Genomic DNA, 20,668 nt, shown 5'->3' with positions numbered 1-20,668 from the left:
TGACAACGCGGCCCGGCCCCCTTCAGCCCCAGACCTCGGGCCTCAGACCTCGGCGGAGTCCCCCGGTGTCAGCCGCAGGTGCTCCGAGCCGCCGAGCTGCCCGATCTGGCGGTCGTAGATCGGCCGGGCCAGGTCGGTGAGCAGGGCGTCGTGGATGTCGTAGGCGCGCTGCGGCCTGACCTCGCGGACGTAGTCGATGACCTCCGAGATCTTGTTCCAGGGGGCCATCACCGGGAGCATCAGCGTCTCGACCCGGTGGCCGGGGACGGTGAGGGCGTCGCCGGGGTGGAAGAGCTTGCCGCCGTCGACGAGGAAGCCGACGTTGGTGATCCGCGGGATGTCCGGGTGGATCACCGCGTGGAGCTCGCCGTGGACCTGGATGTCGAAGCCGGCGGCGGTGAAGGTGTCGCCGTGGCCGACGGTGTGCACGCGGCCGGGGAACGCCGAGGAGATCTGCTCGGCGACGGACTTCAGGGTCCAGATCCGCGCGGCCGGGTTGTCCTCCATCGCGGCGCGCAGCCGCGACTCGTCGAAGTGGTCGGGGTGCTCGTGGGTGACGAGGATCGCGTCCGCGCCGAGCGCGGCGTCCTCCTCGCTGAACCCGCCGGGGTCGAGAACGAGGGTCTGACCGTCCTTTTCGAGGCGGACGCAGGAGTGCGACTTCTTCGTGAGCTTCATGATTCCATCCTGCCTCCGCACTGCCCCGCGGGCTCACTCCTGGGGCGTGGTCTCCTCGCGGATGACCTGCTGGGCGACCTTGAAGGCGCTGTTCGCCGCCGGTACGCCGCAGTAGACGGCCGCCTGGAGCAGGACCTCCTTGATCTCGGCCGGGGTGAGGCCGTTACGCAGGGCGGCGCGGGTGTGGAAGGCCAGCTCGTCCAGGTGCCCGCCGGCGACCAGGGCGGTGAGGGTGACGCAGCTGCGGGTGCGCCGGTCGAGGCCGGGGCGGTCCCAGATCTCGCCCCAGGCGTAGCGGGTGATGAACTCCTGGAAGTCGCCGGAGAACTCGTCGGCCTGTGCCAGCGCCCGGTCGACGTGCGCGTCGCCCAGCACCTCGCGGCGGACCTTGAGCCCGGCGTCGTAGGGGTCGGGCCGCCCCTGGGGCTGCGGCGGCACGACCGCGGCGATCTCCGCGACGGGCCCGGTCTGGAGGGGCTGCGCGGGGGCGGCGGACAGGACCGGCTTGACGGCGGCCGCGGGCAGGGCGGTCTGGCCGGTGGAGGTCTCGAAGGCGGGCTGCCAGGCGGTGGAGAAGTGCCGCACCAGCAGGTCGGTGACGGCCGCGGGCTGCTCCACCGGCACCAGGTGGGAGGCGCCGGGGACGACGGCGAGGCGGGCGTCGGGGATGCCGGCGACCAGGGTGCGGGCCTCGGCGGGGCCGGTGACCTGGTCGTCCGATCCGACGAGGACCAGCGTCGGCACGCCGACCCGCCCGAGCTCCGGCCGGACGTCGAACGAGGCGAGCGCCTCACAGGCGGCGATGTAGCAGCCGGGGTCGGTGGTGCGCACCATCTGCACGGCCCACTCGGTGATCGCGGGCTGCGCGGCGGCGAACCCGCCGGTGAACCAGCGCTCGGGCGCGGTACGGGCGATGGGGTCCAGGCCGTTCGTGCGGACGATCACGCCTCTCTGCCGGAACTCGTCGGGCGTGCCGAAGCGCGGCGAGGCGGCGATCAGCGCGAGGGAGGCGAGCCGCTCGGGGTGGCGCAGGGCCAGCTCGATGCCGACCGCGCCGCCGAGCGCGCAGCCGGCGTAGCCGAAGCGCTGCACGCCGAGCCCTTCGAGGGTGGCCAGCAGCCGGGTGGTGAGGTCGGAGACCGAGCCCGCCGGATACGCGGGCGCGCCGCCGTGCCCCGGCAGGTCGAACCGGAAGACGCGCCACTGCTTGATCAGCTCGGGGATCTGGCGGTCCCACATGTGCCATGTGGTACCCAGTGAGGGACCGAGGATCAGGACGGGAGCCTCTTCCGGCCCGTCAAAGCGGTATTGCAGGGTGTTCGACGGTGTCTCACTCACGCCCCAGAGCCTCTCACGTATCACGGACGCCCCTGTGATGGGGGGTCGATGGATACCGTCCTGACCAGGTTCAAGATCTCTTGGGCGGCGCGTTGCAGGAGGGGGGCAGCGGTGCCGCCTTACGCGAGCAGGTCGCGGTAGCGAGCCGCGGGGGTGGGCTGGTTGCCGCCGGTGACCAGTGCGGACTCCGCGGCCAGCAGGGCGTCGAGGGCCGCGGTCTGGTCCTCCAGGCCGGGGATGCAGACGGTCTCCCCCAGACGCAGGCCGGCAAGACTGGCCGAGGCGACGTCCTGCGGTGTCATCGCCCAGGGGATGTCGCGGCCGACGCCCTTGTTCCACTCCGTGGCCACGACGCCGGGCAGCAGCAGTTGCGTACGGATGGGCGTGTCGGCGAGCTCACCGGTGAGGGTCCGGGTGAAGGCGACGGTGGCGGCCTTCGCCGCCGCGTAGAGAGTGCGTCGCGGTGCGCGGGGATCCTCGAGGCCCCCACTGAAGGCCAGCAGCGAGGCCACCGTGATGATCGCGCCCTCTCCGGCGGCGAGCATTCCGGGAAGCGCGGCGCGGGCCAGCTGGACGGGGGCCACGGCGTTGAGGGTGAGCAGGCGGTCGATGTCGGCGGGGTCGACCTCGACGAGCGGGGCGTAGCCGCCGGCACCGGCGTTGCTGACCAGCAGGCGCACGTCCCCGGCCGCCAGGCGACCGGCGACAGCGGCGACGCCGTCGCGGGTGCCGAGGTCGGCGGGCAGCACCTCCACGGCTGCACCCCTGGCGCGAAGCTCCGCGGCGAAGTCGCCAAGCCGGTCCGCCCGCCTCGCCACCAGGACGAGGTCGTGGTCGTCCGCCAGGAGACGAGCGTATTCGGCGCCGATTCCGGAGGAAGCGCCGGTGATGAGAGCGATGGTACGAGTCATGCCTCGAGCATGCCTCAAGCGTTAGCTTGCTGTCAAACGTTTGATACTGATGAAGTGTCGTACTCTTGGCGGGTGACACGCGATGACGAGGAGCCCGTCGGGCTCGACGCGCTTGACCGGGTGACCTGGGCCTTGCGCCGCGCGGAACTGGCAGTGCAGACACTCAAGGAACAGCGGCTGCGCCCGCTGGGCATGGCCGCCGCGCACTACACCCTGCTGATGTCGGTGCACAGCGAGCCGGGACTGGCCGGCGCCGAGCTGGCCCGCCGCCTCGACGTGACCCCCCAGGCCGTCGCCTCGCTGGTGGCACGCCTGGAGGGCCGCGGGCAGCTGGAGAGGCGCGCACACCCTCGGCACCGGCACGTGCAGGAACTGCACCTCACCGACGCCGGACGGGAGGCGCTGCGCGCGGCCGACCAGGTGATCGCCGACATCGAGCGCCGCATCACGGAGGACCTGGGACCGGAAGAGAGCGCGCAGCTGCGGACGCTGCTCAACCGTGTGGGCAAGACGGTGCGCGACGCCTGAGCTCGCCGGGCGGCCACGTTTGTGCGTGGACATCGGCAGGGCACGCCCTCGTCTCCGGCCAGGTCACGGGACGAGGACGATCTTCCCCGTCGTGTGCCCGGTCATGATCTGCCGATGGGCGGCGGCGGCTTCGCCGAGCGGGTGGCTGCCGGCGATCAGGACGCGCAGCCGCCCCGCCCCCGCGGCTTCGGTGAGCCGCAGGCGCGCGGCGGCGCGGATGTCCGTGCCAGGGTCCGCGCCGGGTCCGCCGCCCAGCAGCTTGATGCCGGCGCGCGCCCCGCGTTCGAACGCCGCGACGGTCGCGATGCGGGACCGGTCCGCCACCAACTCCACCGAGACGTCCACCGCCTCGTCGGTGCCCACCAGGTCGGCAGCCGCGTCGACGCCCTCAGGCGCCGCCGCCCGCACCCGCTCGGCCAGACCCGGCCCGTACGCGATCGGAGTCGCGCCCAGCTCGCGCAGTACGTCGTGCTTGGCCGGGCTCGCCGTTCCCAGCACCGTGGCGCCGCGCTCGACGGCCAGTTGCACGGCCATCAGACCGACGCCGCCCGCGGCACCGTGGATCAGCACCGAGTCGTTCTCGCGCAGGCCGATCGCTTCGAGGACGTGCACCGCCGTGACGCCGGTGACCATCAGCCCGCCGGCCTGCTCCCAGGAGAGAGCGGCGGGCTTGGGCACCACTGAGGACGCCGGGACGACGAGTTCGGCGGCGTACGCGCCGGGCGCTCGGTACGCGATCACCTCGTCGCCGATCCGGATCGGGCCGGCGGGGCCGGTCGCGTCGGAGCCGACCGCGGTCACCACACCGGCCGCTTCGGCGCCGAGCCGCATCGGCAGGTTCGCCGGATCGGTTCCGAAGGCACCGCTGTACACCTTGTGGTCGAAGGGGTTGACGCCGGCGGCGCGGACCTCGATGCGCACCTGTCCCGGTCCGGGCTCCGCTACGGCGACATCGACCACCGACAGCATCTCGGGACCACCGTAGGCACGCGCTACTACTGCTTCGCTCATGTCGAAGGACAACACGGTGCCGGAAGGGCCGATTCCCCCTCGCGGGTAATTTTTTGATCGGAGCGCTCCGCTCCGATAGCCTGCCCGAAAATGATCACTCGACGCGGGGGACAGATGAACTCCACGACCATGCCCACGGCCCTGGTGACCGGCGGCAGCCGGGGAATCGGCGCTGCCACGTCGCGGGAACTGGCGGCTCGCGGCTACCGCGTGGCCGTCAACTACTTCTCCAACCGCGAGGCGGCCGACCAGGTGGTCAAGCTCATCGAGGCCGACGGCGGCGAAGCCTTCGCCGTGCAGGCCGACGTGCACGACCCCGCCCAGGCGGCCGGACTGCTGGAGCGCTCCGCGACCGACGGGCGTCTGGACGTCCTTGTCTGCAACGCCGGCGCCCGCTTCGTCCCCACCCCTGTTCAAGCCCTCGCCTGGGACGACTTCAGGACGAAGGTGACGGACGAACTGGCATCCGTCTACACGCTCACTCAACAGGCACTGGGGGTGATGGGCGCCCAGGGACAGGGCCGGATCGTGTACGTCTCCAGCGCCGTGGCCGACGGTCCGCCCGCCCCGGGCATGGCCGCCCACGGCACCGCCAAGGCTGCCCTGAACACCCTCGCCCGCTTCGTCGCCTACGAGGCCGGCCCGCTCGGCATCACCGTCAACGTCGTGGCACCCGGATACGTCCGCACCGAGAGCAGCGCGAACATGCCGCAGGAGTTCCAACGGCGGCTGGCGGAGAGCACGCCCCTGGGGCGGGTCGCCGAACCGGAGGACGTGGCCCGGGTGATCGCGATGCTCGTCGGCGAGGAGGCCGGCTTCGTCACCGGCGGGGTGCTCACCGTCGATGGCGGGCACGGCGTGGCACGGCGGTAGGGGAGAATGCCTGCCCATGGGTGACACGCAGACCAGCAGACCGCGCGGCCGCCGGCGGGAGGCGGACCTCAACGACGCCCGCCTCCTGCGGGCCGCGCGCGAGGTCTTCGCCGAGCTGGGCTGGGATGCACCCGTCTCGGAGATCGCCCGCCGGGCCGGCATCGGCATGGGCAGCCTCTACCGCCGTTACCCCAGCAAGGAACTGCTGGCTCAGCGGATGCGCATCGTGGGGATGGAACAGCTCGTCGCCCAGGCCCGCACGGCTCTCGCCGAGGAGCCCGACCCTTGGACGGCCTTCGCCCGCTTCCTGCGCGACGCGCTCTCGGCCCAGGGTGCGGGCGGTCCGCTGCTCCCGCTGGTGGGCGGCCGGCTGCCCGCGACCGACGAGATCGTTGCCGCCTCCGGCCGGCTCCGGGCCGCCCTCGACGACCTGGTGGACGGCGCCCACCGCGCAGGCGTGCTTCGCGCCGACTTCACCTCCGCCGACGTCCCCTTGCTGCTCGAACACCTCACCGCGCGGATCCCCGTCACCGACGAACGCGCCACCACGCTCCACTTGCGGTACCTGGACCTGATCCTCGCCGGGCTGCGCACGTCGACCACCGGCGAGCCCGCCGCGTTGCAGAGCCCGGCTCCGGACTGGGCGGAACTCAGCGAACTCTGGAACGCCTCCGAGGGCTGAGCCCTGCGCCTTTTCTTTCTTGCTGCGGGATCAACCGGATCCCCGGTAAATGGCATGCCGGGGAAGAATTCTTCCCCCTCACAACGCGCCCTTCCGGTGCAATGCTCGATCACGCGGCGAGCATGACTTCGAGAAGCCGCGCGACCAAGTGCCGTTTCAGGCCTCCATCTGATGCGCCTCCGCAAGGAGAGAACCATGTCCGATTCCCCGAACATTGCCCTCATCCGTCGGCTCTATGAATCCGGAATGGCCCCCGAAGTAACCGCCGAGGTCATGGCGCCGGACCTCGTCTGGGACATCACCCCGGGCTTCCCGAAGAGCGGCGTGTACCACGGCTGGGACAGCGCCGCGAAGGACTTCTTCGGCGAGATGATGCCGGACTACGACTCCTTCGGCGCGGTGCCCGAGGAGTTCTACGGGGACGACCAAGGGCACGTCTTCGTGTACGGGCATTACCACGCCGAGACGAAGACCGGGAACAAGGCCGACGTCCGGTTCATCCACTTGTGGACCATCCGCGACGGCAAGGCCGTACGGATGCAGCAGGCCGCCGACAGCCACATCCTTCAGGAAGCCCTCAAGGGCTGACTCCATCACCGGGAGACCCCCATGGCGAAGATCCTCTTCGTGATCACGGCGTCCGACCACTGGACGCTGGCCGACGGAACCCGGCAGCCCGCCGGCTTCTGGGCCGAAGAAGCGCTCGGCCCCTACGCGGTCTTCAAGGAGGCCGGGTACGAGATCGCCGCCGCCACACCCGCAGGTGTGCCGCCCACGGCGGACGCGCTCAGCCTCAGTCCGGAGTTCAACGGCGGCGAGGAAGGCGCGCAGCGCATGCGGACCGCACTGCGCGAGGCGACCGAGCTGGCCCAGCCGCTGCGCATCGAGGACGTGGACATCGACGACTACGCGGCCGTCTTCTACCCGGGTGGCTGGGGCCCGATGGAGGACCTGCCCGACAACACCGCCTCCGGAAAGCTGCTCACCGAGTGGCTCGCCTCGGGCAAGCCGGTGTCCCTGGTGTGCCACGGCCCCGCGGCGCTGCTGGCCACCATCGGTCCGGACGGGACGTCCCCGTTCGCCGGCTACCGCCTGACCGGCCTGTCCAACGCCGAGGAGAAGCAGAACGGTCTCGCGGACCGCGCGAAGTGGCTGCTGCAGGACCGCCTCGTCGACGAGCTCAAGGCGGACTACCGCGAGGCCGAGCCGTTCACCCCGCACATCGAGGTCGACCGAACCCTGTTCACCGGCCAGAACCCGGGCTCGGCGGTTGCGCTGGCCCAGGAGCTGCTCAAGGCACTGAGCTGACGCGGCAGCGGGCCGCCGAGTCCCGTCGCATACGGATGGACGGGTGGAACGCAACGTAGGAAGAATTCTTCCCCCTCACAACGCCTGGCCTCTGTGCGACGCTGGAGATCATGAACCGCAACCCGCACCTGAACGAGCTGGGTGCGTTCCTCAAGGCCCGCCGTGCCGAGCTCAGCCCCGAGGAGGTCGGACTGCGCGGCGGCCAGCGGCGGCGTGTGCGGGGTCTGCGCCGCGAGGAAGTGGCCCTTCTGGCGGCGATCAGTACCGAGTACTACGCGCGGATCGAGCAGGGCCGTCTCCAGGCGTCGGGTCCCCTGCTGAACGAGATCGCCCAGGCGCTCCGCCTCAACGAGGACCAGCGCACCTACCTGTTCGAGCTCGCGGCGAAGGAGACGGTGCGCACGCCCAGGGCGGGCGAGCGCCAGCAGGTGGACGCGCAGCTGCGGCGCATGCTGGACGATCTCACCGCCACTCCGGCGTTCGTGATCGGCCGGCGGACCGACATCCTGGCCTGGAACCAGCTCGCCGCCGCCCTGTGGACCGATTTCGGGCGCTACCCGGAGCAGGAGCGCGTGTTCGTCCGGCTGCTGGTCGCCGAACCCTGGATGCGCGAGCTGTACGCGGACTGGGAAGAGGTCACCCGCCTGGCCATCGCGCAGCTGCGCATGGAGAGCGCGCGCTACCCCGGCGACCAGCGCCTCACCGATCTGGTCGAGGAGCTCTCCGCCCGCGACGCGCAGTTCCGGCAGTGGTGGACCGAGCACGACGTCGCCGCACGGGGCAAGGGCACCAAGAAGCTTCGTCACCCGGCGGTCGGGGAGCTGACGCTCGACTGGGACACGCTCACCTGTGCCACGGATCCCGAGCAGCACATCATCGTGTGGACCGCAGCACCCGGTTCCCCTTCGTACGACGGACTTCGTCTGCTGGCGTCCTGGGCCGCGGACCAGAAGCAGACGGCGTCCAGCTCCGTCGGGTGAGCCCTTCCCGAGATGGCCAAGGCCCACCCCGGAGACGTCATCCACGCCGCCGGGTCCCTGCGCCCCAGCGCCCCCGACCCGCCCCTGACACCACGCCGACTCCGACGCGACCCTGAGAGAGCATCATGCGAGCCACCATCATCCACGCGCCTGGTGACATCCGGGTGGAGAACGTCCCCGAACCGAAGATCGTCGCACCGACGGACGCCGTCATCCGTACCGTCGCCACCTGCGTGTGCGGCTCCGACCTGTGGAGCTACCGGGGCATCAGCCCGGTCACCGAGCCGCAGCCGATCGGCCACGAGTACGTCGGCATCGTCGAGGAGGTCGGCAGCGACGTATCCAGCGTCACGCCCGGCCAGTTCGTCATCGGCTCCTTCATCGCCTCCGACAACACCTGCCCGGTCTGCCGGGCCGGCTACCACACCTCCTGCCTGCACCGTGACTTTCCCAACGGCTGCCAGGCCGAGTACGTCCGCATCCCCCTCGCCGACGGCACCCTGGTCGCCACCCCGGAGCAGCCGGCCTCGGAGCTGGTCCCGGATCTGCTGACCCTCTCCGACGTCATGGGCACCGGTTGGTACGCCGCCAAGGCGGCCGAGGTCGGGCCGGGTTCGACGGCCGTGGTCGTGGGTGACGGTGCGGTGGGCCTGTGCGGTGTCATCGCCGCGAAGGAACTGGGCGCCGAACGCGTCATCGCCATGAGCCGCCACGAGTCCCGGCAGAATCTCGCCCTGGAGTTCGGCGCCACCGACATCGTCAGCGAGCGCGGCGGGGAGGGCGTCGCCCGCGTCAAGGAGCTGACGAACGGCGTCGGCGCCGACTCGGTCCTGGAGTGCGTCGGCACCCAGGAGTCGATGCACCAGGCCCTGCAGTCCACGCGCCCGGGTGGCAACGTCGGCTTCGTCGGCATGCCGCACGGCGTGCAGATCGACGGCCAGGAACTCTTCTTCTCCCACGTCGGTCTGCGCGGCGGCCCTGCGCCCGTGCGCGCCTACCTGCCCGACCTGATCGACCGTGTCGCCAGCGGCCGTATCAACCCGGGCAAGGTCTTCGACCTCACCCTGCCCCTGGACAAGGTCGCCGAAGGCTACAAGGCCATGGACGAGCGCCGTGCCATCAAGGCGCTGCTGCGTCCGTGACCTGAGGCAAGAAACGGACCGACTGCCATGACCAGCGAGGCGATCGCCACCGACGACTCTGACGAGCCTCCTCGCGTACTCACCGGATCAAGGAGATCGGAGACATACCCATGACGGCATGGACGAGCGACGACCTCGACCGTATCGCCGCCGCTGACGAGTTGCAGATGGCACCGCTCAGGCGCGACGGCACCGTGCGGAGGCCGGTGCCGATCTGGGTCGTCCGCGACGGTGACGACCTTTTCGTCCGCTCGTTCCGAGGCCCGGACGGCGGCTGGTGGCGTACGGCGCGCGCGAGCCACGAGGGGCACATCCGCTCCGGCGGAGTCGACAAGGACGTCACCTTCGCCGAAGTGCGGGACGAGGAGATCAACGATCGCATCGACACGGCGTACCGCGCCAAGTACGGCCGCTACGGCGCCGCCTACGTCGACCCCATGGTCGCCGCACGCTCGACGACGCTGCGGCTGATCCCCCGATGAGATGGACGATCCCGCTGCGCCGCCTCCAGACCGCCCTGGACGATGAAGAGGTGCGGCCGGCCGGAGGCGAGCAGGTGGAGGGAGCCGAGCCGGCCCCGACGACACCACACACCGGAAGGGATTTCCCGACATGCCCAGCGGCCTCATCGACGTCCACGCCCATCTCCTCCCCGACTTCTACGTCCAGCAGGCGACGGCGGCCGGCCACGGCCACCCCGATGGCATGGGCGGCTGGCCGTCATGGTCCGTGCAAGCCCACCTGGACCTGATGGACCGCAACGGCATCGAGACCGCGATGCTGTCCATGTCCTCGCCCGGCGTGCACTTCGGCGACGACAAGGCGGCCCGGCTCCTCGCCCGCCGCGTCAACGAGTACACCGCCGAACTGACCCGGGGTCACCCGGGCCGCTTCGGCGCTTTCGCCTCGCTGCCCCTTCCCGACGTGGAAGGATCCCTGGAGGAGATCGCCTTCGCCTTCGACGCACTCGGCGCCGATGGCGTGACACTGCTGACCCACACGCACGGGGTGTATCTGGGCGACCAGCGCCTGGAGCCGGTCTTCGCCGAACTCGACCGCCGCCGGGCCGTGGTCTTCCTGCACCCCACCTCGCCGGTGTGCTGGGAACAGTCCGCACTCGGCAGACCGCGGCCGATGGTCGAGTTCATCTTCGACACGGCCCGTACCGTCACCGACATGGTGATGGCGGGCGTCCTGACCCGTCATCCGAACCTCAAGGTGATCGTCCCGCACTGCGGCGGCGCGGTGCCCGTCCTCGCTGATCGCATCAACGAGTTCATGAGCCTGTTCCTGCCGTCGCCTCAGCCACGCACCCCGGACGCGGTGCAACAACTGCGCGGCCTCTACTACGACATGGCGGGCACCGCTTTCCCACGCCACGTGCCGGCGCTGTTGAAGCTCGTCGACCCGGACCGCGTGCTCTTCGGCAGCGACTACTGCTGGACGCCGTCCCCGCTGGCCGACGCGCACATCGCGGCGATCGACGCCGCCGAGCCACCGGCGGAAGGCGCCACGTGGCGCTCGCTCACGACGGCGAACGCCAAGCGTCTGCTCCAGAGCACTCCTTCATGACCACAGCAAGCCGTGTGCCGACGCGATCACGATGCCGTCGTCGCCGGTCCGACTGCGCACCACATCTGCGAAGCCCAGATCCGCTCTGCCCGCTCGGCGCACGCGTCACGCGGCACCTTCCGCTCCCTCCGGCTCCCTCTCGATCGTGGACGCCAGAAAGCGCAAAGCCTCGTGCGTCGGGCTTCCGGGCTCCGCGGTCCACACGACGAGCTGCTGCTCGGGATCCTCGGCGCACATGAAGGTGGACCGCTCAAGGGCCAGGTCGCCGACCACGGGATGCCGGAGCAGCCTCGTACCGCCGGCCCGCACGGCGACATCGTGCGAGGTCCACCACAGGCGGAAATCCGCATCCAGCGCGGAAAGCTCTTCGACGAGGGCTGCCAGTCGAGGGTCGTCGGGGTTCCGCCTGCTGTCCATGCGCAGGTGGGACACGGCCAGGCGAGCCATGTCCTCCCAGTCCCGGTACAGCACGCGGATGGCGGGCTCGGTGAACACCAGGCGCACGTAGTTCCGCTGTTCCTCCGGGACACGTCCGAAGTCCATCACCAGGGCGGCGGCCATGGCGTTCCACGCCAGCAGGTCCGTGTTGCACCCGATGACGAAGCCTGCGGTCAGGGAGAGGTCATCGAGCAGGTGCTGCATCTGCGCCTGGACTTGCTGGCGAACGCTCCGGCCGACGGTGGGCACGGCCGTCTTTCCTGCGAGGGTCAGGAGGTACTCGTGCTGATCGCCGTCGAGGCGGAGCACCTGCGCGAGCACGTCGAGGACGGCCGCCGACGCCTGGACACGTCCCTGCTCGAGCCGGGTGTAGTAGTCGGTACTGATCGCGGCCATCCGAGCGACTTCCTCACGGCGCAGGCCGGGAACACGCCGGGGCTCACCGTGGTCGGGCAGCCCGGCCTTGCCGGGACTCAGCTGGGCACGGCGCGCCTTGAGGAAGGCCCCCAGTTCATCCAGGCTCGGATCGCGTCGCACACCCACAGCTTCGCACCTTGCCACGATCCCGCACACCAAACGCTCGTACCACCACCAACCCCGTCCTCATGAAGAAATCATCCTGGGAAAAATCCTTCCCCCCTTCAGGCTCGAGCGCCTGGGTACGGTGACCGATGGCTCTGCGCGAGAAATTCATCAAGCCTCGCCATGTCACACCGCGAGAAGTGAGGAAATGACCGAATGAAAGTCATTGGACTGAGCGAGTTCGGCGGACCGGAAGTGCTGCAGTCTTTCGAAGTCCCCGGCCCGCGCCCTGGAGCCGAGGAGGTGCTGCTCCGTGTTCACGCCGCCGGAGTGAATCCCGTGGACGCAATGGTCAGGTCCGGGCAGCTGGAGCAGATGTACCAGGGCCTCACTCCGCCCTTCGTCCCGGGGATGGAGGTCGCCGGAACCGTCGAAGAGGTGGGCGGCGATGTCGACCCCCGCTGGGGCCTGGTGCCGGGTGCACGCGTCGTGGGATTCGTCGACAATGCTGGGAGGCACGGCGGCTACAGCGAATATCTGACCCTTCCCGCGCGTTCCGTGGCCATCGCTCCCTCGGGTACCTCGGCTGCCGAGGCGGCCGGTTTTCTCAACAATGCGCTCACCGCTCAGAACGTGCTCGATGAATTCCGGCTGCCAGAAGGCGCCACACTGTTGGTGACAGGCGCTGCGGGATCGGTCGGCGGATACCTCGTGGAACTCGGCGCCGCGGCGGGCCTTCACGTCGTGGCCGTCGCGGCGGAGAACGACGCCGGCCTCCTGCGCTCACTGGGCGCGCGCGTGCTCATACCGCGCGGCCCCGACGTCGCCCACCGGGTCCTCGAAGAGCTCGGTACTCCGGTGGACGCGGTGGCTGATGCCGCCTTGCTGCACGAGCAGATCTCTCCCGCCGTACGTGACGGCGGCCAGATCGGCATCCTGCGCTTCTGGGACGGCGATCCAGGGCGCGGAATCAAGGTCAAACACGTCAACGTGCGCGAGCGGCGGACGGACCGGAACGCGATCGTACGTCTGCGCGACCAGGTCGAAGACGGCACCCTCACGCTGCGCGCCGCCTTGTCCTTCCCTGCGGATGACGCGGTCGCCGCCCATACCCGGCTCGAGCAGGGCGGCCTGCGCGAACGGATCGTCCTCGCATTCGACGACGAAGTGTGGCAACCGGGCTCATCAGCCACCACTTCGCTCACCTGGAAGCCCTGAACACCGGCTGTGCCTCGCCCCGCGGTCGGACATCGGCCGGCCGGTGCCCGCCTCGACAAGGAGAAACAATGCACACACGAACCCTCGGGCGTGACCTGCGCGTCTCCGCCATCGGCCTCGGCGCCATGGGCATGTCCCAGAGCTACGGCCCGAACCCCGGTGACCGGAGCGACATGATCGCCGTACTCCGTGGCGCCGTCGACCGCGGGATCACTTTTTTCGACACCGCGGAGGTGTACGGCCCGTACGTCAACGAGGAGCTTGTCGGCGAGGCCCTCGCTCCGGTGCGTGACCAGGTCGTGATCGCCACCAAGTTCGGATTCCGCATCGAGAACGGCGCCCCCGCCGGACTCAACAGCCGGCCCGAGCAGATCCGGGCCGTCGCTGCGGCCTCCCTGAAACGGCTCGGCGTCGACAGGCTCGACTTGTTCTACCAGCATCGCGTCGATCCGGAGGTGCCCATCGAGGACGTCGCCGGCACGGTGGGCGAACTCGTGCAGGAGGGCAAGGTCCGCTGCTTCGGGCTCTCGGAGGCCAGTGCGGAGACCATCCGCCGTGCCCACTCGGTCCACCCCGTGACGGCGGTACAGAGCGAGTACTCGCTGTGGACGCGGGATCCCGAGCCTGAGGTCCTGCCGACGTGCGCGGCGCTCGGGATCGGATTCGTGCCCTTCAGCCCGCTCGGCAAGGGATTTCTGACCGGCACGGTGGACGCGTCGACCTCGTTCGTGGCCGGTGACGTCCGTACGACCATTCCACGATTCACGGCCGAGAACCGGGCGGCGAACCAGGTCCTCGTCGAGCACATCACCACCCTCGCGGCGGCCAAGAGCGCCACACCCGGGCAGGTCGCACTCGCCTGGCTGCTCGCGCAGCATCCGTGGATCGTTCCTATTCCGGGCACACGACGCATCGCGCGAATCGAGGAGAACACCGGCGCCACCCAGCTGCCGTTGTCCGCCGACGAACTGGCGGACCTCAACGAACTCGCCGGCCGGATCGGGGTTCAGGGAGACCGCTACAACGAGCACCACATGTCGCTGGTCGACAAGTAGCAGACGACGGCGGCACTCCGCGGGCGCGAGCTCGATGGCGGGCGGCCCTACCGCCGCCGCTTGCGGTCGCGGTGTGCGGACACATGGACCCGTGTGGCGCACAGGCGTGAGCAGTATGCGCGGCGGCCATTGCGGGAGGTGTCGACGAAGACGGCGCGGCAGCCTGGCGCAGAACACCGCCCGAGTCGGCAAGGATCCGTCTCGGTGAGGACCAGGGCGAGTCCGGCCGCGGTGGCGGCCCGCACGCGCGTGACGACGTCGGCGTTCTCGTCGGCGTAGTGCAGGTGCGGCGACTGGCCGTCGTGTGTGGACACGTACGGGCGGGCCGCCGCGTCGGTCAGCAGCCGGTTGACGGCACCGACCTGTTCCGGCGTGGTGGGGGCCGCGAAGGCCTCCCACAGGCGCAGGCGCCAGGCCAGCAGCAGCTTCAGTTGCTGGTCGGTCAGATCGGGGCGCGCCACCCGGTGCTCGGCCAGCAGCGTCTCGGCCGTACGGGCATCGCACCCGTCGTCGAGGTTGGCCAGGGCCGCCGCCAGCAGGGCCGCGTTGCCGCCGTAAGCGTTGAAATGCATTGAGTCATTGCATCACGCTCACGGCATGACTCCGTGCCTCTTCCTCACCTTGTCGAAGCACTCGACCTCCCTGGGCTGGGTGCGCTACCAGCGCTGCGCATGCGGCCGCCTCCGTGTGCTGCTGGCCGGAGACGTCCTCAAGGACGGGCCTGCACCGCCGCGCGGGCCGTCACCGGAGCAGCCTGTGACGGCGGTCGGACGGGCAGCCGGTGACGGTGGGCCGACGTGCTAGGCGGACACCCCCGATCATCCCGTCCCGCTCTCCGGGTAACGTCGAGGTATGAGCCATCCACACCCCGAACTCAAAGCCGCCCCGCCCCTTCCCGCAGGAGGGTTGCGGGTCGTCGCCCTGGGCGGCCTGGGTGAGATCGGCCGCAACATGACCGTCTTCGAGCACTCAGGCAAGCTGCTCATCGTCGACTGCGGCGTGCTGTTCCCCGAGGAGACCCAGCCCGGCGTGGACGTCATCCTGCCGGACTTCACCTCGATCCGGGACCGGCTGGACGACATCGTGGCGGTGGTGCTCACCCACGGCCACGAGGACCACATCGGCGGCGTGCCGTACCTGCTGCGCGAGCGGTCCGACATTCCCGTCGTCGGCTCCAAGCTGACGCTGGCGTTCCTGGAGGCCAAGCTCAAGGAACACGGCATCCGGCCGCGCACGGTGCGGGTACGGGAGGGCGACCGGCGCGGCTTCGGGCCGTTCGACTGCGAGTTCGTGGCGGTCAACCACTCCATCCCGGACAGCCTCGCCGTCGCGATCCGCACCAGCGCCGGGATGGTGCTGCACACCGGCGACTTCAAGATGGACCAGTTCCCTCTCGACGACCGCATCACCGACCTGCGCGCCTTCGCCCGCCTCGGCGAGGAGGGCGTGGACCTGTTCCTCACCGACTCCACCAACGCCGAGGTCCCCGGCTTCACCACGTCCGAGCGTGAGCTGAACCCGGCGATCGAACAGGTGATGCGCACCGCGCCGCGCCGGGTCATCGTCTCCAGCTTCGCCAGCCATGTGCACCGCATCCAGCAGGTCCTGGACGCCGCCCACCAGCACGGCCGCAAGGTCGCCTTCGTCGGCCGGTCGATGGTCCGCAACATGGGCATCGCCCGCGACCTGGGCTACCTGAAGGTCCCCTCCGGTCTGGTCGTGAGCACGAAGGAGCTGGAGAAGCTCCCGGACCACAAGGTCACTCTGGTGTGCACCGGATCCCAGGGCGAACCGATGGCCGCGCTGTCGCGGATGGCCAACCGCGACCACATGATCCGCATCGGCAAGGGCGACACCGTCCTGCTCGCCAGCTCACTCATCCCCGGCAACGAGAACGCCATCTACCGGGTGATCAACGGGCTCACCCGGTGGGGCGCCCACGTGGTCCACAAGGGCAACGCCAAGGTGCACGTCTCCGGGCACGCCAGCGCCGGCGAACTCGTCTACTGCTACAACATCGTCAAACCCCGCAACGTCATGCCCGTCCACGGCGAATGGCGCCACCTGCGGGCCAACGGCGACCTCGCCATCCGCACCGGCGTCGACCCCGACCGGGTCGTCATCGCCGAGGACGGCGTGGTCGTCGACCTCGTCGACGGGCGCGCGTCCATCACCGGCAAGGTCCCCGCCGGCAACGTCTACGTGGACGGCATGGAAGTCGGCGGCGCCACCGAGGCGTCCCTCAAGGACCGCCTCACCCTGGCCGCCGAAGGCGTGGTCACGGTGGTGGCGATCGTCGACGCGGACACCGGTGCCCTCGCCGAGGCCCCCGACTTCCTGGCCCGGGGCTTCGTCCATGACGACGCCACCTTCGAGCCGGTCATCCCCGTCATCGAGAAGACCCTGGCCACCGCGGCCGAGGAAGGCGTCGGGGACGCACGCCAACTCGAACAACTCATCGCCCGCGCCGTGGCGAACTGGGCGTTCCGCACCCACCGCCGCAAGCCCCTGATCATCCCCGTCATCATCGACGCCTGAGTCACAGCCCCGTGGTGGCGGTGTGGAGCAGGTACTCCAGCGGATCGCGGTCGCCTCAGTCGGCGGCGGGGTGTTGGTGACGGTCACTCCGACGGGGCGTGGTTGCGGACGTTGGTCAGCGCCTCCTGCACCGTGCGGTAGAGGGCGCGTTGTGCGGGTGTGCCCACGGCGGACGGAAGCTCACCCGTCAGCTGCGCCTGAGTGCCGCTTGATTCCTCGCTAGCGCGGTGAGCCCTCGACCGGCGCGCCCGGCACGGGCCGGCTGGTCGGGCTGGACCTGGCCCGGGGACTGGCCGTCTTCGGCATGTACGCGGTCCATGTGGGCCCCGCCCCGGGCCAGGGCGGGGTCATCGGCTTCCTGATGGAGCCGGCGCAAGCCCGCTCCCCCGCCCTGTTCGCCGTCCTGGCCGGCTTCGCGGTCGCCCTCATCACCGGGCGCGGGCCGTCGCCGAGGTCGGCATCCGGGCCGTGATCCTCCTGGCCCTGGGCACCGCCCTGACGATGACCGGCACCCCGGTCGTGCCGATCCTCGCCTTCTACGGGCTGTTCTTCCTGCTCGTACTGCCGCTGCACCGGCTGGGCGCCAGGCCGCTGGCGCTGATCGCCGCGGGCTGGGCCCTGCTGGGCCCGCAACTGCTGCACGCGCTGAAGCCGGTGGCCGGCGGCCGCGTATTCCTCTCCTACGGCCAGGCCGACGGCCCCGTCTCGCTGCCCTGCGCATTCAGTGAGACGCGGGTGCGCCGCCTCCTTCTCACCCCTGGGACGGGTCTCCGTTCCGGAGCATGCGCAGCACCGCCCGTTCGACTTGACGTCATCGCTGCTCAGGTCGTGGTCGTGCCAGGCGTGTCCCTCCCAGTAGGCCAGGAGCCGGTCACCGCCGCCCCGGCGCCGCAGCAACGCGGTGAGGCTGCGACAGGCGGCCGGGCGCGCGATGGTCTCGATGATCTCCTTGCCGTGCTTGCCGGTGTAGGTGAACAGGACCGCACCGGCGTGGCAGCGGGAGTGCTCGCGCAGCAGCGTGGTGAGACCGTAGCTGCTGTTCTGTTCGGTGTAGCGGTCGCTGCCGATACGGAAGAAGCCGAGGTCGAGCAGGCGCACGGCCGTTGCCAGGATCCGCTGCCGGGTCAGTCCAAGATCGCTCAGATGCCCCTCGACGGCCTCACGCACCGCGGGCAGGGCATCGGCGACATCGAGCACGTGCTCGTGCTTGGCCTGCTCCTGTTCGGCACGGAACTGCGGGTGGTACAGGTACTGGCGGCGTCCGGCGCATCGTGCCGACGGCCTGCAGATGCCCGTTGGCCCTTGTACAGATCCACACGTCCCGCCAGGCCGGCGGTATGACCAGTGCCCGGATCCGAGCCAGCTGCAACCACACAAGCTGTGTCGTGTCGGTACCCGCCCACATCCCCACCACAACGGGGCTCGTCGCCTCCGCCCCGCGTGCTCAGCCCTCGGTGCCGGTGGCGGAGTCGGACGCGCCCACGGGCTTCGACTCCGGCGATCCGCGCTGCCTCAGATAGATGGAGAGGACGGCCATGGAGGCGACGGCCAGCAGTTCGGACTGCCAGTTCTGCAGGCTTCGGCTCCAGAAATCCGCGGCCGACAGGTACTCCGCCCAGCTGACGGGGGCTTGCAGCCGGCGCAGCTGCTGCTCGTTGTAGGCGGCGACACCGGCGACGGACTGGGTCAGCCAGGACAGCAGGAAGATGGAGCCCATCACCAGCCCCAGGGAGCGGGAGTACACCAGGCCCCGCCAGTCCCCTGCCGCGGCCCAGCGCGGAGAATCCTCCTTGGCGTGACGCCCCGTCAGCTGGTCCTGGTCGGACTCGGTACCGGCCCTGTCCAGTTCCTTGGACTCCGGTGAGCCGCGTTGCAGCAGCCAGACGGTGGCGAAGATGTAGAGGAAGAACTGCAGGTATTCCGACTGCCAGTTCTCCGTGACGTCGACGGCGAAATCCGACGAGGCCAGGTAGGCCCCGAAGTCGAGGGGCGCCATGCCGTCCGAGACGAGCTGGTTGTTGAACTCCGCGTGTCCGGCCACGGCCTGTCCGGCGAGGGCGAGCAGGAACGTGGTCAGGAAGAAGAGACCGAGACCGTTGTGGCGGAGAAAGCGCCGCGCCCGGCGCCGGGGCGGTGCGGTGTCCCCGCCGTGCTCCGGTGGAGGGGTCATCGGTGCATCAGTCCCAGCGTCATGAAGTACGCCAGGCCGACCACGATCACCAGCAGTGTTCCGGTGAACAGCGTCCTCACGGTCTTCTCACCCGGCCTTGATCTCGCACTGGTACGGACGCTGCGGCCGGGGCCGGCACCCGGCCGCCGTGACCTTCCACCCCGTGGGAAAGTGCGCCAGGAAGACGGTGTCGTGATCCAGCACCGCCCGGGCCTGTTCGCCGTAGACATCGACGCGGCGTACGGCGCCCGCCGCCGGAAGGTTCTGCTCGCCGATCGCCTGGGCGCAGCGGCGCTTGGTCGACTGCTCGAGTTCCTCCCGGGTGGACGGTGCGAGGGCGGCGCACAGTCGTTGCCGCTGTCCGGCGTCCAGCGCCCGCTCGAAGCGCGTCAGTTGCGCGGTGACGCCGTCGCGCCGCTCCGATGGCGTTCCACAGGCGCCGACCGTGGCGAGGACCACCACCGCCACCACGCCGGGGCCGTACCACCGTCCTGACATCCCGCCTCCCGTGCGGCCCCGGGCGGAGTCGGGCCGCCCGCTCCGTCAGGTGGGGTGGCCGCTCGCTCATGAGACAGGGGCTCGCCGGCGACCGCAACCGGGCCGGAGCCGATGGAGTTCAGCGCAGCGCCGTTCAGCCCAGGGCGACACGCTTATGGCGGCCTTCGGCGGGAACACGGAGTCATGCCCGAAAAGGGCAACGAATGGAAGGAGTTGTCGTGTCGTTCCTGTGGGCGATCATCGCTGGGCTCATCATCGGCCTGCTGGCCAAGCTCGTTGTACCCGGACGTCAGCCCATCCCCCTGTGGCTGACGGTCCTCATGGGCATCGTCGGCGCCGTCGCCGGCAACGCTCTCGCCACCGCGTTCGGTGTGCGCGACACCGGCGGTATCGACTGGATCCGCCACGTCTTCCAGATCGGCATCGCCGCCGTCCTCATCGCATTCGTCACCCCAATGTGGGCCCGGCGACGCGCCTGACCGCGCCGGGTGCACGGTGGTCGAGTCCGGTCAGTGTCCGGGCCGACGAGGCGACGGCCCGCGGGTGCGCCCCCATGCACGCGGCATTCGCGGGCGTTCGCCGGCACGCCGGCACTCTGCGGCTCGGGCCCGTCAGAGGTCGCTCGGTATGCCCAGGCCCGTCAGGGCGCCGACCGGGTCCAGGTCGGGGGTGCCTCGGGGCCACCAGTCCTCGTGGCCCGGCTCGGACTCGTAGGCGTACCACAGGCCGTCGCGGCCCAGGCGGAGCTGGACATGGCCCTGGGGGTGGGTGAGGTGGTTGCGCCAGGGGCGGAAGGCGGGCAGGTCGGCGGCGAGGAGCAGCGGACGGGCCCGGTCGAACCGGCCGGCCGGCGGATCCCACGGCTCCTCCAGTACGGCGAGGCCCTCCGGTCCGCCCTGGCGCCAGGCGGCGACCGCGCGGGCCAGCTCGGACGGGGTACGGCCCGCCGCTGAGGCGAGGGAGGAGTAGAGCGCCCGGGTGCCCGCGGTGAGCCCCGAGCCGGGGCGGGCCGCGGCCAGGCGGACCGCGTCCTGCCAGAGCGTCAGCTGTCCGACCGGGTCACGGCCCGTCGTGAGCAGCGCGTGGGCCCGCGCGGCGGCGTCCGTGGCCAGTTGGTCCAGCGCGAACGGGTCCGGGCCGCCGGGGGCCGCCGGGTAGGCCGGGGGCTGCTCGGGGTGCGGCGGCGGGGGCAGCGGCGCCGCACCC

At 70.6% G+C, this 20,668-nt stretch carries 22 protein-coding genes and 4 pseudogenes; 14 read left to right on the top strand and 12 right to left on the bottom strand.

Annotated features, from left to right (window positions below; genetic code table 11):
- Positions 1-42 precede the first annotated feature (42 nt).
- The 3 genes from CCL05_RS14575 to CCL05_RS14565 all read right to left on the bottom strand — a co-directional run bounded on the left by CCL05_RS14575 (position 43) and on the right by CCL05_RS14565 (position 2,927).
- Positions 43-678: an MBL fold metallo-hydrolase gene (locus CCL05_RS14575; protein WP_086560928.1), complete on the bottom strand. Its 636-nt coding sequence runs from the start codon at positions 676-678 to the stop codon at positions 43-45.
- A 33-nt stretch (positions 679-711) separates the two neighbouring features.
- On the bottom strand, positions 712-2,016 hold the full coding sequence (pcaDC, locus tag CCL05_RS14570) for a bifunctional 3-oxoadipate enol-lactonase/4-carboxymuconolactone decarboxylase PcaDC (RefSeq protein WP_086560927.1): 1,305 nt from the start codon (positions 2,014-2,016) through the stop codon (positions 712-714).
- A gap of 119 nt (positions 2,017-2,135) precedes the next feature.
- Positions 2,136-2,927, bottom strand: a complete 792-nt coding sequence (locus CCL05_RS14565; protein ID WP_086560926.1) for an SDR family NAD(P)-dependent oxidoreductase — start codon at positions 2,925-2,927, stop codon at positions 2,136-2,138.
- Between the two features lie 72 nt (positions 2,928-2,999).
- On the opposite strand from CCL05_RS14565, the gene CCL05_RS14560 reads away from it, so the two are divergent.
- Positions 3,000-3,455, top strand: a complete 456-nt coding sequence (locus CCL05_RS14560) for a MarR family winged helix-turn-helix transcriptional regulator (protein ID WP_086560925.1) — start codon at positions 3,000-3,002, stop codon at positions 3,453-3,455.
- A gap of 63 nt (positions 3,456-3,518) precedes the next feature.
- On the opposite strand, the gene CCL05_RS14555 is transcribed toward CCL05_RS14560, so the two are convergent.
- Positions 3,519-4,466, bottom strand: a complete 948-nt coding sequence (locus CCL05_RS14555) for a quinone oxidoreductase family protein (protein WP_086560924.1) — start codon at positions 4,464-4,466, stop codon at positions 3,519-3,521.
- A gap of 90 nt (positions 4,467-4,556) precedes the next feature.
- Here CCL05_RS14555 and CCL05_RS14550 point away from each other — a divergent pair, with 90 nt between their 5' ends.
- From CCL05_RS14550 to CCL05_RS14515, 8 genes are all read left to right on the top strand, one after another.
- Positions 4,557-5,339, top strand: coding sequence for an SDR family oxidoreductase (locus CCL05_RS14550; protein ID WP_244204273.1), 783 nt, complete (start codon positions 4,557-4,559; stop codon positions 5,337-5,339).
- Between the two features lie 16 nt (positions 5,340-5,355).
- Positions 5,356-6,021, top strand: a complete 666-nt coding sequence (locus tag CCL05_RS14545) for a TetR/AcrR family transcriptional regulator (RefSeq protein ID WP_086560922.1) — start codon at positions 5,356-5,358, stop codon at positions 6,019-6,021.
- 246 nt (positions 6,022-6,267) lie between these two features.
- Positions 6,268-6,609: a nuclear transport factor 2 family protein gene (locus tag CCL05_RS14540; RefSeq protein ID WP_244204272.1), complete on the top strand. Its 342-nt coding sequence runs from the start codon at positions 6,268-6,270 to the stop codon at positions 6,607-6,609.
- 21 nt (positions 6,610-6,630) lie between these two features.
- Positions 6,631-7,329, top strand: a complete 699-nt coding sequence (locus tag CCL05_RS14535) for a type 1 glutamine amidotransferase domain-containing protein (protein ID WP_086560920.1) — start codon at positions 6,631-6,633, stop codon at positions 7,327-7,329.
- Between the two features lie 110 nt (positions 7,330-7,439).
- The gene (locus CCL05_RS14530) at positions 7,440-8,309 is read left to right on the top strand and encodes a helix-turn-helix domain-containing protein (protein ID WP_086560919.1); all 870 of its coding nucleotides are present in this window, start codon (positions 7,440-7,442) and stop codon (positions 8,307-8,309) included.
- A 125-nt stretch (positions 8,310-8,434) separates the two neighbouring features.
- On the top strand, positions 8,435-9,451 hold the full coding sequence (locus CCL05_RS14525; RefSeq protein ID WP_086560918.1) for a zinc-dependent alcohol dehydrogenase family protein: 1,017 nt from the start codon (positions 8,435-8,437) through the stop codon (positions 9,449-9,451).
- A gap of 110 nt (positions 9,452-9,561) precedes the next feature.
- Positions 9,562-9,933: a DUF2255 family protein gene (locus CCL05_RS14520; RefSeq protein ID WP_086560917.1), complete on the top strand. Its 372-nt coding sequence runs from the start codon at positions 9,562-9,564 to the stop codon at positions 9,931-9,933.
- 130 nt (positions 9,934-10,063) lie between these two features.
- Positions 10,064-11,023 (top strand): amidohydrolase family protein, encoded by a 960-nt coding sequence (locus CCL05_RS14515; RefSeq protein ID WP_086560916.1) that lies wholly within the window; start codon positions 10,064-10,066, stop codon positions 11,021-11,023.
- Between the two features lie 105 nt (positions 11,024-11,128).
- On the opposite strand, the gene CCL05_RS14510 is transcribed toward CCL05_RS14515, so the two are convergent.
- Complete coding sequence (locus CCL05_RS14510) at positions 11,129-11,998, bottom strand: helix-turn-helix domain-containing protein (protein WP_086560934.1); 870 nt, start codon at positions 11,996-11,998, stop codon at positions 11,129-11,131.
- Between the two features lie 201 nt (positions 11,999-12,199).
- On the opposite strand from CCL05_RS14510, the gene CCL05_RS14505 reads away from it, so the two are divergent.
- The gene (locus CCL05_RS14505) at positions 12,200-13,201 is read left to right on the top strand and encodes an NADP-dependent oxidoreductase (protein WP_086560915.1); all 1,002 of its coding nucleotides are present in this window, start codon (positions 12,200-12,202) and stop codon (positions 13,199-13,201) included.
- Between the two features lie 68 nt (positions 13,202-13,269).
- Positions 13,270-14,256: an aldo/keto reductase gene (locus CCL05_RS14500; protein ID WP_086560914.1), complete on the top strand. Its 987-nt coding sequence runs from the start codon at positions 13,270-13,272 to the stop codon at positions 14,254-14,256.
- 47 nt (positions 14,257-14,303) lie between these two features.
- Here the strand turns inward: CCL05_RS14500 and CCL05_RS14495 are convergent, their stop codons facing one another.
- Entirely contained in the window at positions 14,304-14,828 is a 525-nt protein-coding gene (locus CCL05_RS14495) for a CGNR zinc finger domain-containing protein (protein WP_086560913.1), read from the bottom strand.
- A gap of 280 nt (positions 14,829-15,108) precedes the next feature.
- On the opposite strand from CCL05_RS14495, the gene CCL05_RS14490 reads away from it, so the two are divergent.
- Positions 15,109-16,794 carry a ribonuclease J gene (locus tag CCL05_RS14490; protein WP_086560912.1) on the top strand — a complete coding sequence of 562 codons (1,686 nt, stop codon included), beginning with the start codon at positions 15,109-15,111 and terminating at the stop codon, positions 16,792-16,794.
- Positions 16,795-16,886: 92 nt separating this feature from the next.
- On the opposite strand, the pseudogene CCL05_RS46150 reads toward CCL05_RS14490, so the two are convergent.
- Positions 16,887-17,006 (bottom strand): annotated as a pseudogene (locus CCL05_RS46150) (two-component sensor histidine kinase); the annotation flags it as partial.
- 92 nt (positions 17,007-17,098) lie between these two features.
- On the opposite strand from CCL05_RS46150, the pseudogene CCL05_RS14485 reads away from it, so the two are divergent.
- Positions 17,099-17,505 (top strand): annotated as a pseudogene (locus CCL05_RS14485) (hypothetical protein); the annotation flags it as partial.
- A 276-nt stretch (positions 17,506-17,781) separates the two neighbouring features.
- Here CCL05_RS14485 and CCL05_RS46145 read toward each other — a convergent pair.
- The 4 genes and pseudogenes from CCL05_RS46145 to CCL05_RS14470 all read right to left on the bottom strand — a co-directional run.
- Positions 17,782-17,991 (bottom strand): annotated as a pseudogene (locus CCL05_RS46145) (DNA topoisomerase IB); the annotation flags it as partial.
- Positions 17,954-18,199, bottom strand: a complete 246-nt coding sequence (locus CCL05_RS47265) for a hypothetical protein (RefSeq protein ID WP_341868256.1) — start codon at positions 18,197-18,199, stop codon at positions 17,954-17,956. The gene CCL05_RS47265 and the pseudogene CCL05_RS46145, both read right to left, overlap by 38 nt.
- A 39-nt stretch (positions 18,200-18,238) precedes the next feature.
- A complete protein-coding gene (locus CCL05_RS14475; RefSeq protein ID WP_086560911.1) occupies positions 18,239-18,964 on the bottom strand; it encodes a DUF6766 family protein in 726 nt (241 codons plus the stop codon).
- A gap of 87 nt (positions 18,965-19,051) precedes the next feature.
- On the bottom strand, positions 19,052-19,462 hold the full coding sequence (locus CCL05_RS14470; protein WP_086560910.1) for a hypothetical protein: 411 nt from the start codon (positions 19,460-19,462) through the stop codon (positions 19,052-19,054).
- Between the two features lie 218 nt (positions 19,463-19,680).
- On the opposite strand from CCL05_RS14470, the gene CCL05_RS14465 reads away from it, so the two are divergent.
- A complete protein-coding gene (locus CCL05_RS14465) occupies positions 19,681-19,941 on the top strand; it encodes a GlsB/YeaQ/YmgE family stress response membrane protein (RefSeq protein ID WP_086560909.1) in 261 nt (86 codons plus the stop codon).
- Between the two features lie 132 nt (positions 19,942-20,073).
- Here the strand turns inward: CCL05_RS14465 and CCL05_RS14460 are convergent.
- A pseudogene (locus tag CCL05_RS14460) lies at positions 20,074-20,668 on the bottom strand (SWIM zinc finger family protein); the annotation flags it as partial.

Source organism: Streptomyces africanus, assembly GCF_002150735.1.
Lineage (GTDB): Bacteria > Actinomycetota > Actinomycetes > Streptomycetales > Streptomycetaceae > Streptomyces > Streptomyces africanus.
The sequence above is the reverse complement of the archived record's forward strand: the minus strand, read 5'-3'. Positions and strand labels throughout refer to the sequence as shown.

Coding starts and splice junctions, on each gene's coding strand:
- CCL05_RS14550 (WP_244204273.1), top strand. CDS start 4,557: ATGATCACTCGACGCGGGGGACAGATGAACTCCACGACCATGCCCACG.
- CCL05_RS14520 (WP_086560917.1), top strand. CDS start 9,562: ATGACGGCATGGACGAGCGACGACCTCGACCGTATCGCCGCCGCTGAC.
- CCL05_RS14495 (WP_086560913.1), bottom strand. CDS start 14,828: ATGCATTTCAACGCTTACGGCGGCAACGCGGCCCTGCTGGCGGCGGCC.
- CCL05_RS14500 (WP_086560914.1), top strand. CDS start 13,270: ATGCACACACGAACCCTCGGGCGTGACCTGCGCGTCTCCGCCATCGGC.
- CCL05_RS14470 (WP_086560910.1), bottom strand. CDS start 19,462: ATGTCAGGACGGTGGTACGGCCCCGGCGTGGTGGCGGTGGTGGTCCTC.
- CCL05_RS14555 (WP_086560924.1), bottom strand. CDS start 4,466: ATGAGCGAAGCAGTAGTAGCGCGTGCCTACGGTGGTCCCGAGATGCTG.
- CCL05_RS14565 (WP_086560926.1), bottom strand. CDS start 2,927: ATGACTCGTACCATCGCTCTCATCACCGGCGCTTCCTCCGGAATCGGC.
- CCL05_RS14545 (WP_086560922.1), top strand. CDS start 5,356: ATGGGTGACACGCAGACCAGCAGACCGCGCGGCCGCCGGCGGGAGGCG.
- CCL05_RS14475 (WP_086560911.1), bottom strand. CDS start 18,964: ATGACCCCTCCACCGGAGCACGGCGGGGACACCGCACCGCCCCGGCGC.
- CCL05_RS14505 (WP_086560915.1), top strand. CDS start 12,200: ATGAAAGTCATTGGACTGAGCGAGTTCGGCGGACCGGAAGTGCTGCAG.
- CCL05_RS14525 (WP_086560918.1), top strand. CDS start 8,435: ATGCGAGCCACCATCATCCACGCGCCTGGTGACATCCGGGTGGAGAAC.
- CCL05_RS14575 (WP_086560928.1), bottom strand. CDS start 678: ATGAAGCTCACGAAGAAGTCGCACTCCTGCGTCCGCCTCGAAAAGGAC.
- CCL05_RS47265 (WP_341868256.1), bottom strand. CDS start 18,199: ATGTGGGCGGGTACCGACACGACACAGCTTGTGTGGTTGCAGCTGGCT.
- CCL05_RS14535 (WP_086560920.1), top strand. CDS start 6,631: ATGGCGAAGATCCTCTTCGTGATCACGGCGTCCGACCACTGGACGCTG.
- CCL05_RS14490 (WP_086560912.1), top strand. CDS start 15,109: ATGAGCCATCCACACCCCGAACTCAAAGCCGCCCCGCCCCTTCCCGCA.
- CCL05_RS14540 (WP_244204272.1), top strand. CDS start 6,268: ATGGCCCCCGAAGTAACCGCCGAGGTCATGGCGCCGGACCTCGTCTGG.
- CCL05_RS14530 (WP_086560919.1), top strand. CDS start 7,440: ATGAACCGCAACCCGCACCTGAACGAGCTGGGTGCGTTCCTCAAGGCC.
- CCL05_RS14515 (WP_086560916.1), top strand. CDS start 10,064: ATGCCCAGCGGCCTCATCGACGTCCACGCCCATCTCCTCCCCGACTTC.